The sequence below is a fragment of the Citrobacter sp. RHB25-C09 genome (genome assembly GCF_013836145.1).
Taxonomy (GTDB): Bacteria; Pseudomonadota; Gammaproteobacteria; order Enterobacterales; family Enterobacteriaceae; genus Citrobacter_A.
The window spans coordinates 1,139,963-1,154,181 of sequence record NZ_CP057483.1; the positions used below are offsets into that span (position 1 = coordinate 1,139,963).

General features: G+C 54.6%; 13 protein-coding genes. 9 read left to right on the forward strand and 4 right to left on the reverse strand.

Annotated features, from left to right (window positions below; translation table 11 throughout):
- Window positions 1-6: 6 nt before the first annotated feature.
- Window positions 7-2,658 carry a DUF2339 domain-containing protein gene (locus HVY19_RS05295; RefSeq protein WP_181683318.1) on the forward strand — a complete coding sequence of 884 codons (2,652 nt, stop codon included), beginning with the start codon at window positions 7-9 and terminating at the stop codon, window positions 2,656-2,658.
- Window positions 2,655-4,049 carry a DUF3999 family protein gene (locus HVY19_RS05300; protein ID WP_181683319.1) on the forward strand — a complete coding sequence of 465 codons (1,395 nt, stop codon included), beginning with the start codon at window positions 2,655-2,657 and terminating at the stop codon, window positions 4,047-4,049. Before HVY19_RS05295 ends, HVY19_RS05300 begins: the two co-directional genes overlap by 4 nt.
- A gap of 47 nt (window positions 4,050-4,096) precedes the next feature.
- Here the strand turns inward: HVY19_RS05300 and HVY19_RS05305 are convergent, their stop codons facing one another.
- Together HVY19_RS05305 and acpH are read right to left on the reverse strand one after the other, a co-directional pair.
- Window positions 4,097-4,699, reverse strand: coding sequence for a peroxiredoxin (locus tag HVY19_RS05305; protein ID WP_181683320.1), 603 nt, complete (start codon window positions 4,697-4,699; stop codon window positions 4,097-4,099).
- A gap of 203 nt (window positions 4,700-4,902) precedes the next feature.
- On the reverse strand, window positions 4,903-5,484 hold the full coding sequence (acpH, locus tag HVY19_RS05310; protein ID WP_181683321.1) for an ACP phosphodiesterase: 582 nt from the start codon (window positions 5,482-5,484) through the stop codon (window positions 4,903-4,905).
- A 91-nt stretch (window positions 5,485-5,575) separates the two neighbouring features.
- Here acpH and queA point away from each other — a divergent pair, with 91 nt between their 5' ends.
- The 7 genes from queA to HVY19_RS05345 all read left to right on the forward strand — a co-directional run bounded on the left by queA (window position 5,576) and on the right by HVY19_RS05345 (window position 12,263).
- The gene (queA, locus tag HVY19_RS05315) at window positions 5,576-6,646 is read left to right on the forward strand and encodes a tRNA preQ1(34) S-adenosylmethionine ribosyltransferase-isomerase QueA (protein ID WP_181683322.1); all 1,071 of its coding nucleotides are present in this window, start codon (window positions 5,576-5,578) and stop codon (window positions 6,644-6,646) included.
- Between the two features lie 53 nt (window positions 6,647-6,699).
- Window positions 6,700-7,827, forward strand: a complete 1,128-nt coding sequence (gene tgt / locus HVY19_RS05320) for a tRNA guanosine(34) transglycosylase Tgt (RefSeq protein WP_042285978.1) — start codon at window positions 6,700-6,702, stop codon at window positions 7,825-7,827.
- 22 nt (window positions 7,828-7,849) lie between these two features.
- Window positions 7,850-8,182 (forward strand): preprotein translocase subunit YajC, encoded by a 333-nt coding sequence (yajC, locus tag HVY19_RS05325; RefSeq protein WP_002890398.1) that lies wholly within the window; start codon window positions 7,850-7,852, stop codon window positions 8,180-8,182.
- Window positions 8,183-8,209: 27 nt separating this feature from the next.
- Window positions 8,210-10,057 (forward strand): protein translocase subunit SecD, encoded by a 1,848-nt coding sequence (gene secD, locus HVY19_RS05330; protein WP_181683323.1) that lies wholly within the window; start codon window positions 8,210-8,212, stop codon window positions 10,055-10,057.
- Window positions 10,058-10,067: 10 nt separating this feature from the next.
- Window positions 10,068-11,039, forward strand: coding sequence for a protein translocase subunit SecF (gene secF, locus HVY19_RS05335; protein WP_181683324.1), 972 nt, complete (start codon window positions 10,068-10,070; stop codon window positions 11,037-11,039).
- 150 nt (window positions 11,040-11,189) lie between these two features.
- Complete coding sequence (locus HVY19_RS05340; RefSeq protein WP_181683325.1) at window positions 11,190-11,555, forward strand: VOC family protein; 366 nt, start codon at window positions 11,190-11,192, stop codon at window positions 11,553-11,555.
- Between the two features lie 15 nt (window positions 11,556-11,570).
- Window positions 11,571-12,263, forward strand: coding sequence for a YafY family protein (locus HVY19_RS05345; RefSeq protein WP_181683326.1), 693 nt, complete (start codon window positions 11,571-11,573; stop codon window positions 12,261-12,263).
- Window positions 12,264-12,427: 164 nt separating this feature from the next.
- Here the strand turns inward: HVY19_RS05345 and tsx are convergent, their stop codons facing one another.
- The gene (gene tsx / locus HVY19_RS05350; RefSeq protein WP_181683327.1) at window positions 12,428-13,312 is read right to left on the reverse strand and encodes a nucleoside-specific channel-forming protein Tsx; all 885 of its coding nucleotides are present in this window, start codon (window positions 13,310-13,312) and stop codon (window positions 12,428-12,430) included.
- A gap of 297 nt (window positions 13,313-13,609) precedes the next feature.
- Complete coding sequence (locus HVY19_RS05355; RefSeq protein WP_181683328.1) at window positions 13,610-14,149, reverse strand: DUF3251 domain-containing protein; 540 nt, start codon at window positions 14,147-14,149, stop codon at window positions 13,610-13,612.
- Window positions 14,150-14,219: the final 70 nt, after the last annotated feature.

The window sequence follows — 14,219 nt, forward strand, 5'->3', positions numbered from 1 at the left end:
AGAAACATGGACGACCTTTTAATCCTTGGCTGCATTATTCTCTTTTTTGCGCTGGTGGTAGCGCCGATCCTCGCGATTATGGCGTTTAATCGCAGCTCGGCCACGCGCAATGAGCTTATCCAACTGCGCCGCCGTGTGGAGGAGCTTGAACAGCGCGGCGTCGCGACGAGCCCTGTAGCGCAGGCGACGCCAGAGCCGGCCTTGCCTGTAGAACCGGCAATTGCGATCGAGACGGTCCTTGAGCCGATAACTGAGCCCGTTCCGCAGGCGGTAAGCCCATGGCGATCTCAGAACCGACAGACGTCGGTGGAAATCGACAAAAATCCCACCCCTGCAGCCGTTATTGACCGGCAGCCCTCCGCGTTTGGTGGCGTGATGTCGTCGTTGGTGCGCTGGTTTATGCAGGGAAACCCGCTGGCGAAGCTGGGTATCCTGCTTCTCTTCCTCGGTCTTTCCTTCCTGCTGCGCTATACGGTTGAGCATTCGCTGTTCCCGCTTGAACTGCGGCTGGTATCAGCTGCACTCTTTGCCATCGTTCTGCTGGCGATAGGCTGGCGATTGCGGCATAAGCAGCCCATTTATGCCCTTATCCTGCAAGGCGGGGCGACAGGGGCGCTTTACCTGACCGTTTTTGGCGCATTCCGGCTCTGGCAGATGTTGCCTGTGACGCTGGCTTTTGCGCTGCTGGTGGCGATATGCGCGGCAAGCGTTGGGCTGGCCATTTTGCAAAAGGCGCTCAGTCTGGCGATGCTGGCGAGCCTCGGTGGGTATCTTGCTCCGCTGCTGCTTTCCACGGGTAGCGGAAACTATGTCGCGCTGTTCTCGTTCTATCTGCTGCTGTCGGTCGGTATCCTTGCGATTAGCATCTGGCAACACTGGCGCGAACTGAACCTGCTCGGGTTGCTGTTTACGTTCGGCGTGGGCGGTTTGTGGGGAATGAGTGACTATCAGCCCGAGTTTTATCTGAACTGCCAGCTATTCCTGATTGTAAACGTTCTTCTGTTTGGCGTCCTCAGCGTGGCGTTGTCGCTGCGCGCGCAGGAGAAGGGCAAGCAAATTATCGACGGGGTACTGCTGTTTGCGCCGCCGCTGGTTGGCTTTGGTATGCAGTATGGGATGACCCAGCACTGGGAGTACGGCCCGGCGCTCAGCGCGCTGGGCTTCGGCGGCTTCTATCTGGCGCTCGCCTGGCTGGCGCTTCGTCGCTATCCCTCACTGGGACGACCATTGGTGCTGGCTGCGCTGGCGCTCGGCGGTGCGTTTACCACCCTGGCGATCCCGTTGGCACTGTCGGCGCGCTGGACTGCCATGGCCTGGGCGCTGGAAGGGTTGGGGATCCTATGGCTGGGCGTGCAACAGCAGCAGCGGCGAATGAGCTACAGCGGCACGGCGCTGCTGGTTCTGGCGTTAGGCAGTGCGCTGTGGGCACTACTCGACAGGACAACCGCGCTCAGCCTGATGCTGATTTTTGCCGTTCTCAGCCTTTGCTGGCTTGCGGGCGCATGGCTCTGGCGCAACATTCATCTGCGTGGCAGTTGGGCGCTGCTGGCGGGCGGATTGCTGTTCTGGGGCGTCGCGCTGGTGGGGGCCTCACAATGGGTTCTGCAAAAAGATTCACAGGTCATCTTTGGCGTGCTGGCAATGATGTCAGTCTCGGTCTGGCTGTGGCGAACGGTTGCAGGCCGGCTGGCATGGAACGAACTGAATATCAGTAAATGGCTGCTTTGGCCTGCGATGTTAGCGGTGCTGGTCTATCAGTTATTCCAACAGCAGATATTTGCCGCTGGCTGGTCGAATCTGGCCTGGTGCCTTGCACTCCCTGCTGCGCTGGTGTTGCTGCGCCGCGACAGCGAGGCGCAACCGCCGCGTATTTCCATGATGCTACATCTATCCCTGTTCTGGATGCTTTTACTGGCGCTGGCGGCTGAGTTGTTCTGGTTTGCCCGCGATCTGCCGTGGGGGATGGCGTCTCTGGGGAGCGGCGTGTTGATGGCCGCGGGCGGAATGTTGATTTTCCTCGTCTGGATAGCCGTTCAGCGGCAGATTTGGCCGTTCAGGGTCTGGCCTGCGCTATATGCGGCTCAGGCAATGATCCCGGTGGCGGTCGCGCTGTTGGGGCTGTTAGTGCTGACCAACCTCCAGGATGGCGTGATCTTATATCAGACCTGGATACCGCTGGTGAACCCGCTCGAAGAAGGCGCTATTTTCGCGCTGATGGGACTGGTGGTGCTTTATCATGCGGCGCGTCGCTATTTCCCGGTGCAGGTAGCGGTTTATCGACCCTGGCCGGTGATTGCGCTGCTGGCGCTTGGCTTCTGGTGGCTGAATGGCATGCTGATGCGAGCGCTGGCCTGGTACGGCGATGTGGCATGGAATACGCAATCACTCTGGCATTCACGGCTCATTCAGACCTGTTTTGCGCTGTTCTGGATGCTCTGCGCGCTGTGCCTGATGATTCATGCGACCCGACGGGGCATACGGCGAGAGTGGCTATGTGGCGCGGTACTGTTGGGGCTGGTGATTGTCAAACTGTTGCTGGTTGATAGCGCGCGCGGTGGCGGACTGGCAAGAGCGGTCGCCTTTATCGGCGTGTCCATACTGGTATTAATTGTCGGGTATTTCTCACCGTTACCGCCAAAAGCAGGAGAAGAAAAATGAAATGGATGAAAGCGGTAGTTTGCAGCGTACTGCTGGCGATCAACGGGCCTGCGTTCAGTGAAGACACGCCAGCGGAATCACCGCAGGATTACGCCTATGGCCTGGCGCTGGAAACCCCAACACCTTCGCAGTGGTACCGGGTTATTTTGCCCTTAGCGGTCTATGAGCAAAGCACATCGCCTGATTTACGCGACGTGCGGGTATTTAACCAAATGGGCGATGCGGTGCCGTTCAGCCTGCTGACCCCGACCAGACAAACGGCAACGATGGGATCCACGGCACTGCGACTGTTTCCGCTGAACTCGTCGCCGGTGACTGCCCGCAGGTCGGCCGATGATGACAATGCTGAAATCAGGTTACGCTCCAGAAGCGGTGTAGAGATCGTTCTGGAAGGGGAAAAGGCGAGAGCGAAGGGGCAACACTATCTGATCTCGCTGCCGGATAATATCACCGACGCGCTTTCGCTCTCACAGCTTCAGTTTAGCTGGGATACCCCAGCAGGTCCGTGGCAGGCAAAAGCAACGGTATATTACAGCCGGGATCTGAAGCGCTGGCACTCCCTGCGTGAAGATATGCCGCTGATGGATGTCGCGAGCGGCAGCGATCGCCTGAAGCTGGACAGAATCGATGTGGATCTCACGTTGTCGCCGGATTCCATTCGCTATTTGCTGGTTGTGCTGGATGCGCCGAACCCGACGCTTGCTCTGAAGGGGGTGAGCGCCGTTCCCAGGGTGACACATCCGGAATCCGAGCAAATAGCACTGCAAGGGCAGGGGCAGCGTGTGTCGGCAACGGAAGCACAGTGGCAGTGGACGCATCCGCTCCCTCTGACATCACTGAGTATTATGCTGGAAGGCGACGGCGTCTTGCCTGTTGAGATCATGTGGCGCAGTGCGCAAAAGGCGGAGTGGCGCCCACTGAAAAAAGAGGTGCTTTACCAACTCGACGGAAAATCATCCGCAGCGATTCCGCTTTCGGGGGAGCTGATTGAGGCAGTGAAAATCACCACGCTGAACGCGCGTTTGCCAGAGAGCCTGCCGCGTGTGGTAGGGAACCGCGCCAGTTATGAACTGGTTTTTAATGCGCAAGGAAAAGCACCCTGGCTCCTGGCGTGGGGCAACGGCGCGGCAGAGGCCGGCAGCATCGCCCCGCAGATGCTGATTCCTGAAGCGCTACGAAAAACGCATGATGTGGCGAATTTACCCGAGGCGTATGTGCGGGACGCCGTTAAGCTGGGGGGCGAGGCGCGATTAACCGCCACCTCTGCGAGTGAACGGGCAAGCATGACAAAGACGCTGATGGTCTGGGGCATATTGATTGTAGGCGTGCTTTTACTGGCGCTGATGGCCTGGCGGATCTGGCGCGAGACACAAAAGGACGACGCGGCGTAGCCAATAAAAAAGGCTCGCATCGCGAGCCTTTTTTCAATTCGAGCCGATTACAGGCTGGAAACGTTTTCGGTCAGGTATTTAGCCACGCCGTCCGGAGACGCGTTCATACCTTCTTTTCCTTTTTCCCACTGTGCAGGGCAGACTTCGCCGTGCTCTTCGTGGAATTGCAGCGCGTCAACCATACGCAGCATTTCGTCGATGTTACGACCCAGCGGCAGGTCGTTAACCACCTGGTGACGAACAACGCCGTTGGCGTCGATCAGGAAAGAACCGCGCAGCGCAACGCCTGCGTCCGGGTGCTCAATACCATAAGCTTTCTGAATTTCGCGCTTAACGTCAGCAACCATCGCGTATTTCACTGCACCGATGCCGCCTTTGTCGACAGGGGTGTTACGCCATGCGTTGTGGACGAATTCAGAGTCAAAAGAAACGCCAACGACTTCTACGCCGCGTTTCTGGAATTCTTCATAACGTTTGTCGAATGCGATCAGTTCAGACGGGCAAACGAAGGTGAAGTCCATCGGCCAGAAGAACAGAACGGTCGCTTTACCGTTGGTATGCTGTTTGAAATTGAAGTTTTCAACAATTTCACCGCTACCGAGTACCGCAGCTGCTGTGAAATCCGGAGCCTGACGAGTCACCAGTACCATATAATTCTCCTGCAATGTTAAGGGTTTTTGGAACGCAACGCGGGCCAGTATAGTAACAGTTTGCGAATAAGACAAAGAGGCGCTGACAATCGTTCCGTGAGCTTTTGCCTATCAATGGTATGCGCAACGCCGGATGGCGGCTTCGCCTTATCCGGCCTGGTCCCATCAGGCTGTCCGGGTGAGATGTGGAATATTAACCTGGATTACAAGCTTTTCTGCCGGGCCTGATCCATCATGCGCGGGTAAAACTGCCAGAACCGCTCTTCCAGCGCATCGTAGTGATTGTCCAGGTCATACCAGGAGTCGCGCAGGGCATCGAGACGCGGGCGGCGGCTTGCCATTCCGTTCAATACGTTCTGAATAAAATCCATATCGCGATAGCGCTCAAGCCATTTTTCTGACCATAAATAATCATTCAGGTTAACAAAGCGCGGCGGCGAATCGGGCAAAATAGTCGAAACCTGAGCGTGGGCGTAACCCACAAACGCCTGGAGCGGAAAATCCGGGGAGATTTGCGCCCAGTGGCGTGACAGAAAATGGTCCCACATCACGTCCAGCGTAATCGGCGCGACGCGGCGGGTTTCACTACGAAACCATTCGCGGGCCTCGCGGACTTCCGGCAGGTTATCGGTCATTACGTCGATGCGACGGTGCATCAGAATGCCGGCCACGACGTCAGGCGGGTAGTGCGATTCCGGATTACCGCGAACGAAATCGGCCAGCAAATTACCGGAAAGCGAGCTATCCGCGAGATGAGCCAGGTGCAGGTGCGCTAAAAAATTCATTATCGATATCTGTCCAAAAGTGGGTAACGGTTGCAGGGAGAGCGCCCCGGCACTAGACTACCCGCCTCTTATTTTAGTCTGAGTCAGAGTCATGCGCGTTACCGATTTTTCCTTTGAACTACCCGAATCCTTGATTGCCCACTACCCGCAGCCGGAGCGCAGTAGCTGCCGTTTGCTGTCGTTAGACGGGCCGACGGGCGCGCTGACGCATGGTACTTTCACCGATCTGCTCGATAAGCTCAACCCTGGTGATTTGCTGGTCTTTAACAATACCCGTGTGATCCCGGCACGTCTGTTCGGGCGTAAAGCCAGCGGCGGCAAGATTGAAGTGCTCGTCGAGCGTATGCTTGATGATAAACGTATTCTGGCACATATTCGCGCCTCGAAAGCGCCGAAACCCGGGGCAGAACTGCTGCTCGGCGATGACGAAAGCATCAATGCCACCATGACTGCCCGCCATGGCGCGCTGTTTGAAGTTGAATTTAATGATAGCCGTCCGGTGCTGGATATTCTAAACGCCATTGGTCATATGCCGCTGCCGCCGTATATTGACCGTCCGGATGAAGACGCTGACCGTGAGCTTTACCAGACGGTATACAGCGAAAAGCCGGGTGCCGTTGCGGCACCGACCGCCGGTCTGCACTTTGATGAACCACTGTTGGCTGCCCTTCGCGAGAAAGGCATCGAGATGGCGTTTGTCACCCTGCACGTTGGCGCGGGGACATTCCAGCCGGTGCGCGTGGACACTATCGAAGATCACATTATGCACTCTGAATATGCGGAAGTGCCGCAGGATGTGGTGGATGCAGTGCTGGCGGCGAAAGCGCGCGGTAGTCGGGTGATTGCGGTAGGGACGACCTCTGTTCGTTCACTCGAAAGTGCCGCCCAGGCGGCTAAAAACGGGCTTATCGAACCGTTCTTTGGCGATACGCAGATCTTCATTTACCCGGGCTATCAGTACAAAGTGATTGATGCGCTGGTCACCAACTTCCATCTACCTGAATCTACGTTGATTATGCTGGTTTCCGCGTTTGCCGGTTATCAGCATACAATGAATGCCTACAAGGCTGCGGTAGAACAAAATTATCGCTTTTTTAGCTACGGGGACGCGATGTTTATCACGTACAATCCGCTGGCTTTGCATGAGCGTGTCGGGGACTGATTTCCGCGACGCTGAGTTAATCATCAGACTGTCTCTCTGATGCAGGAGAAAAAATGAAGTTTGAACTTGATACCACCGACGGTCGCGCGCGTCGCGGCCGCCTGGTGTTCGATCGTGGCGTAGTGGAAACCCCAGCATTTATGCCTGTGGGCACCTACGGCACCGTTAAAGGGATGACGCCGGAAGAAGTTGAAGCGACTGGCGCACAAATTATCCTCGGTAACACCTTCCATCTCTGGCTGCGTCCTGGCCAGGAGATCATGAAGCTGCACGGCGATCTGCATGACTTCATGCAGTGGAAAGGCCCTATTCTGACGGATTCTGGTGGTTTCCAGGTCTTTAGCCTCGGCGATATTCGTAAGATCACCGAGCAGGGCGTGCATTTCCGCAATCCGATCAACGGCGATCCGATTTTCCTCGATCCTGAAAAGTCGATGGAGATTCAGTACGATCTCGGTTCCGATATTGTCATGATTTTTGACGAATGTACGCCGTACCCGGCGGACTGGGACTATGCTAAACGCTCAATGGAGATGTCATTGCGTTGGGCGAAGCGTAGTCGCGACCGTTTTGATAGCCTCGGCAATAAAAATGCGCTTTTTGGCATCATTCAGGGCAGTGTTTACGAAGATTTACGTGATATCTCCGTGAAAGGTCTGGTAGAGATTGGCTTTGATGGCTACGCTGTCGGCGGTTTGGCTGTAGGTGAACCGAAAGAAGATATGCACCGCATTCTGGAGCATGTTTGTCCACAAATTCCGGCAGATAAACCGCGCTATCTGATGGGCGTCGGTAAACCAGAAGATTTGGTTGAAGGCGTGCGTCGGGGTATCGACATGTTTGACTGTGTCATGCCAACCCGAAATGCCCGTAACGGTCACCTGTTTGTGACCGATGGCGTAGTAAAAATTCGCAACGCGAAGCATAAAAGCGATACCAGCCCACTCGACGCTGAGTGTGATTGTTATACCTGTCGCAATTATTCACGCGCCTACTTGCATCATCTTGATCGTTGCAACGAAATATTGGGCGCGCGTCTCAACACGATTCATAACCTGCGTTACTACCAGCGTTTGATGGCGGGTTTACGCAAGGCTATCGAAGAGGGTAAATTAGAGAGCTTCGTAACTGATTTTTACCAACGTCAGGGTCGACCAGTTCCACCTTTGAACGTTGATTAATTTTAATAATGAGGGAATTTGAATGAGCTTTTTTATTTCTGATGCGGTAGCAGCAACAGGTGCTCCGGCCCAGGGCAGCCCGATGTCTCTGATCCTGATGCTGGTGGTGTTTGGTCTGATTTTCTACTTCATGATCCTGCGTCCACAGCAAAAGCGCACCAAAGAGCACAAAAACCTGATGAACTCCATCGCGAAAGGCGATGAAGTCCTGACCAACGGTGGCCTGGTCGGTCGTGTGACTAAAGTAGCAGAAACTGGCTACATCGCTATCGCACTGAACGACACCACTGAAGTGGTTATCAAACGTGACTTCGTAGCTGCCGTTCTGCCGAAAGGCACCATGAAGGCGCTGTAATAGAAACTTTTCCCAAAGGGAACTGCCGTGTTAAACCGTTATCCTTTGTGGAAGTACATTATGCTGATCGTCGTGATTATCGTCGGTCTGCTGTACGCGCTTCCCAACCTGTATGGTGAGGATCCGGCTGTTCAAATCACTGGCGCGCGCGGTGTCGCCGCCAGTGAGCAAACGCTGATCCAGGTCCAGAATACGTTACAACAAGAAAAAATTACCGCGAAGTCTGTGGCACTGGAAGAGGGCGCTATTCTTGCGCGCTTCGACACCACCGACACCCAACTGCGCGCACGAGAAGCGCTGATGGGCGTGCTGGGTGATAAATACGTCGTGGCGCTTAACCTTGCTCCTGCCACCCCGCGCTGGCTGGCTGCCATCAAAGCAGAGCCGATGAAACTCGGTCTTGACCTGCGTGGCGGCGTTCACTTCCTGATGGAAGTCGATATGGACACCGCTCTGGGTAAACTGCAGGAACAAAATATCGATAGCCTGCGCAGCGATCTGCGCGAAAAAGGCATCCCGTATACTACTGTTCGTAAAGAAGACAACTACGGTCTGAGCATCAATTTCCGTGATGCCAGCGCTCGTGATGAAGCAATCGCTTATCTGAGTAAGCGTCATCAGGATTTGGTGATTTCAAGCCAGGGCAGCAATGCGCTGCGCGCTGTGATGACCGATGCCCGTCTGAGCGAAGCCCGGGAATATGCGGTTCAGCAGAACATCAATATCCTGCGTAATCGTGTTAACCAGTTAGGCGTGGCCGAACCGGTGGTTCAACGCCAGGGCGCTGACCGTATCGTGGTTGAATTGCCGGGTATTCAGGACACCGCTCGCGCGAAAGAAATTCTCGGTGCGACGGCAACGCTGGAATTCCGTCTGGTGAACTCCAACGTAGACCAGTCTGCGGCGGCATCCGGACGTGTACCGGGCGATTCCGAAGTGAAGCAGATGCGTGAAGGTCAGCCCGTTGTGCTGTACAAACGCGTGATCCTGACCGGTGACCATATTACCGACTCCACTTCCAGCCAGGACGAGTACAACCAGCCGCAGGTAAACATCTCGCTGGATAGCGCCGGTGGTAACATCATGTCTAACTTCACCAAGGACAATATCGGTAAACCGATGGCGACCCTGTTCGTGGAGTACAAAGACAGCGGTAAGAAAGACGCCAACGGTCGCGCCGTGCTGGTGAAACAGGAAGAGGTGATTAACATCGCCAACATCCAGTCTCGTCTGGGGAACAGCTTCCGTATTACCGGTATCGACAATCCGAATGAAGCGCGTCAGCTCTCTCTGCTGCTGCGTGCCGGTGCGCTGATTGCACCGATCCAGATTGTTGAAGAACGCACGATCGGTCCAACTCTGGGGATGCAGAACATCAAACAGGGTCTGGAAGCGTGTCTGGCAGGCCTGGCGGTGTCCATCCTGTTCATGATCGTGTTCTATAAGAAGTTTGGTCTGATTGCGACCAGCGCGCTGATTGCTAACCTGGTCTTGATTGTCGGCATTATGTCACTGTTGCCGGGCGCTACGCTGAGTATGCCGGGGATTGCGGGTATTGTCTTAACCCTTGCCGTCGCCGTCGATGCGAACGTACTGATCAACGAACGTATTAAAGAAGAGTTGAGTAACGGACGTTCAGTGCAGCAGGCAATCAACGAAGGCTATGCGGGTGCATTCAGCTCCATCTTCGATGCGAACATTACGACGTTGATTAAGGTCATCATTCTGTACGCAGTCGGCACCGGGGCAATTAAAGGGTTCGCGATTACCACCGGTATCGGTGTGGCGACGTCGATGTTTACCGCGATCGTCGGTACACGTGCCATCGTAAACCTGCTGTATGGCGGCAAGCGCGTCAAAAAGCTGTCAATCTGAGGAGTGCGAAGTGGCACAGGAATATACTGTTGAACAATTGAACCACGGCCGTAAAGTCTGGGACTTTATGCGCTGGGATTACTGGGCTTTCGGCATCTCAGGCCTCCTGTTGGTTGCAGCCATTGTCATTATGGGCGTGCGCGGCTTTAACTGGGGTCTTGATTTCACCGGCGGTACGGTTATCGAAATCACGCTGGAAAAACCGGCTGAAATGGACGTGATGCGCGAAGCGCTGGAAAAAGCGGGCTTTGTTGACCCGCTGTTACAGAACTTCGGCAGCAGCCACGACATCATGGTGCGTATGCCACCGACTGAAGGGGCAAACGGCGGTCAGGTGCTGGGCAGCAAAGTGTTGAGTGTGATTAACGAATCCACCAACCAAAACGCGGCGGTGAAGCGAATTGAATTCGTGGGGCCAAGCGTAGGGGCCGATCTCGCGCAAACGGGCGCAATGGCACTGATGGCGGCACTGCTCTCAATCCTTGTGTACGTCGGTTTCCGCTTCGAGTGGCGACTGGCGGCCGGGGTGGTTATCGCGTTGGCGCACGACGTGATCATTACCCTTGGGATCCTCTCGTTGTTCCATATCGAGATTGACCTGACAATCGTGGCATCGCTGATGTCGGTTATCGGTTACTCGCTTAACGATAGTATCGTGGTATCGGACCGTATTCGTGAAAACTTCCGCAAGATTCGTCGCGGTACGCCTTACGAAATCTTTAACGTGTCCCTGACCCAGACGCTGCACCGTACGTTGATCACGTCCGGTACAACGTTAATGGTCATCCTGATGCTGTTCCTGTTCGGTGGGCCGGTTCTGGAAGGCTTCTCGCTGACCATGCTGATCGGTGTGTCCATCGGTACGGCGTCATCTATCTACGTGGCATCAGCGCTGGCGCTGAAGCTGGGTATGAAACGCGAGCATATGCTGCAGCAGAAAGTTGAAAAAGAAGGGGCGGATCAGCCGTCTATTCTGCCGTAATCTGACTTTCAGCCTGCATTCGAAATCCCGGTCGCCAGATCGGGATTTTTCTTTTTATCCTTTCCCTTGTTCCGCAAACACTACTGACACTATGCTGTCAGGAGCCCTGTTTTATAGTCCTTCTGAACTTATCTACAGACAGGAGGATGTATGAAAACGATCGTGAATTGGTTTGAAATTCCCGTAGCGGATCTGGATCGCGCTATCGCATTTTATGAGCCGGTAATGGGGATGACGCTGCGGCGTGAAAAAATGGACTGTTGTGAAATGGCCGTTTTCCCGTATGACGATCCGGCGACGGGGGGCGCGCTGTCAAAATTAGACGGCGTTGAACCTTCCACGCAGGGGGTGATTATTTATCTGCATACGCCAGATCTCGCGGCTACGCTCGACCGGGTTGCCAGTGCAGGCGGTGAATGTGTTTTTGGTCCGCACGATCTCGGGAAAGAGATTGGCACCATTGCGCTGTTTATTGACAGCGAAGGCAACCGTGTAGGTTTACATCAGCCAGCTTAAGAACAGAGAGCCGCTATGACTCGTCGCGCCGACCGTTTATTTCAGATTGTGCAGATCCTGCGTGGCAGGAGGCTGACAACGGCGGCGCTGCTGGCTGAGCGGCTGGAAGTTTCGGAGCGGACAATTTACCGCGACATTCGCGACCTTTCGCTCTCCGGCGTGCCGGTCGAAGGTGAAGCGGGGAGCGGCTATCGTCTGATGGCGGGGTTCGATCTCCCGCCGCTGATGCTGACACAGCGGGAGTCGGAGGCGCTGATTGCAGCCATCCGTCTGCTCAATACAGTCGGTGGCGATTTACTCTCTCGGGAGCTCGAATCCGCGCAGGAAAAAGTGCTGGCAATATTGCCGGAAGAGAGCCGTCGCAAAGCCGAACAGGCGCGCATTTTCGCTCCGGACTTCGGCAGGCTGCCGCATTCGCGCAGCGCGTTTGACGTGATTCATCGCGCCGTTTCTGCCCAACAGGTGCTGGCGCTGCACTATCGTGATGAGGCCGGGCAGCTTACCTGCCGGGACGTTCAGCCGTTGGGGATTTTTTATGAAAGTGAGCACTGGCTGATGGTGGCCTGGTGTGAACGGCGTGAGGATTATCGCTGTTTTCGTCTCGACCGCTGTTTGCGCATAACGCCGCTTGAAAGGCGGTTCAGCGAATGTGCCGATCGTTCGCTCAGTGATTTTTTACGTAAGATCCGCGATGAAATGAATCAATAAAAAAGCCAGCGTGCAGGCTGGCTTTGAGAAAATAATGAATGGTCCGGAGACAATCGTCCTACCATGTTGTGCCTGATGGCGCTGCGCTTATCAGGCCTACGGCTCGATGTACGTTGTTGGCCGGATAAGGGGTTTACCCCGCCATCCGGCATTCCCGACATGCCTTAGAAATTGTAACCGACGACGAGGTAACCACCCCAACCGGTGGAACGAACGTTGAAGTTGCCTTTGCCGAAGTTCAGCTCAGCGTCGTCGTTCCACTGGCCACCGTTGTGCCAGTAACGGGCAACTACGGAGTAGTGCCAGTGATCGTAGTTCAGTGCCAGAATGTGGCTGGACGCGATAGAGTCGTTGGTACGCGCTTTGTTGCCGTTCAGATCGGAGAAGTCGTTGTCGCCCAGATCGGAGCCCCAGTCAAAGTTAGTGAAACCAATGTAGCTCAGGTTACCACCCCACAGTTCGGTAATCGGCACGAAGTATTTCACTTTGAAACGGTAGCCGTCCCATTCGTTTTCGTTCGCGGCACCATAGTTCTGCCACTGGTATTTCGCGTACACGTTCATGGACAGGCTCATCGGCAGGCCAGTGTCGATGTCGGTACCCAGCCCCATGTACCAGGTGCTCTGGCGGCCATCTTTGTTACGACCCATGTCGTAGATATAGTTGTTGGCGATGTACCACTCTTTAAACGGACCAAAGCTCAGATCGGTGTTGGTCAGTTTGTCGATGGAGAAGCGCGGTTCAATTTCCATAAACAGCGGAGAACCGTGGTTCCAGATACCTTTCGCGTCGGTGTTACCACCGAAGAATACAGGTGCATCCATGTAGCCATAGAAGTCAAACCAGTCTTTCTTGGCGAAAGCTTCGTATTCAAGATAAGTATCGTTACGGATCTGCGGTCCAAAACGGGTGTGATAGCTGCCTACCACGTTCACGCTCTGGTGCCACCAGTCGGAAAGATATTGCGGTTTGTCATTTTCCGCTGCGTTGACGGTAAATGACGAGGAGAGCGCGAGCACAGCACCGGCTGCAAGTAATGTTTTTTTCATATTTTTGCCACTGATTGAAAATCCCGTACGGGAGTGAAAAAGGCGCGATCTGCGTAACTAAATATTTCGTGTTTCTGCGGAGCCTATTATAAAAATCATTGCTCACAAAAATCTGTCATGTTTCACAGTTCTATCATTCACGTAATCGATTGCGTTCACGTTTATATGTTTTGGCGCGGCGATTGTACTCAGTTTGGTGAATGTTGCCAACGTTTACTAAAGATGACAGCGATGTAAGAAGATTAACAAAAGGTAGGGGCTGGATGTTGCGGGACGCACAAATGCCCCGCAGAAAGGCTATGGGTTAACGGGTTGGATATCGTGGATGCGAACAAAGCCTAACCGATCCGGCGTCAGGCCATTTAGTTGCAGAGGAATGTCTACATCGCTGGGCGCCAGCACGCTGGCAGGCGCGTTGATGAGTTGATTCTGCACATTCACTTCCTGGTAATTGTCCGTGCTGCCCTGAATCTGCCCATACTCAACGGTGCCGCTAAAGGCCGGGAGTGGGTCGTTAGACTCTCCCTGGATGCGCAACGTCACGCGGGTGCCTTCGGCGTTAGGCGCAATATTAACCAAAGACATGCGCAGCGTTCCTATCTGACTGTTCAGGCGGGCAGGCGTATTAGCGCCCGGCAGCAGATAAACGCCGCTGGTGGATTTCACGTTAAGGCTGTTTTGCTGCGTAATCTTCACTGTCTCTTTATTAAGCTGATTCATCTCTGTGTTGAGTGTGCTAACACTTTGATGCATCTGGCGAACTTCACTTTGCTGAGCGCAGGCGCTGAGGCTTATAAGACTTCCTGCCAGCAGAAATTTTAGGTAACGTCTTGTCATATCTATTATTTCCTGACTTTTCACGATACCGTAATGGTAGATCGGAACGGGCAGAAAGGCATCGATCCTT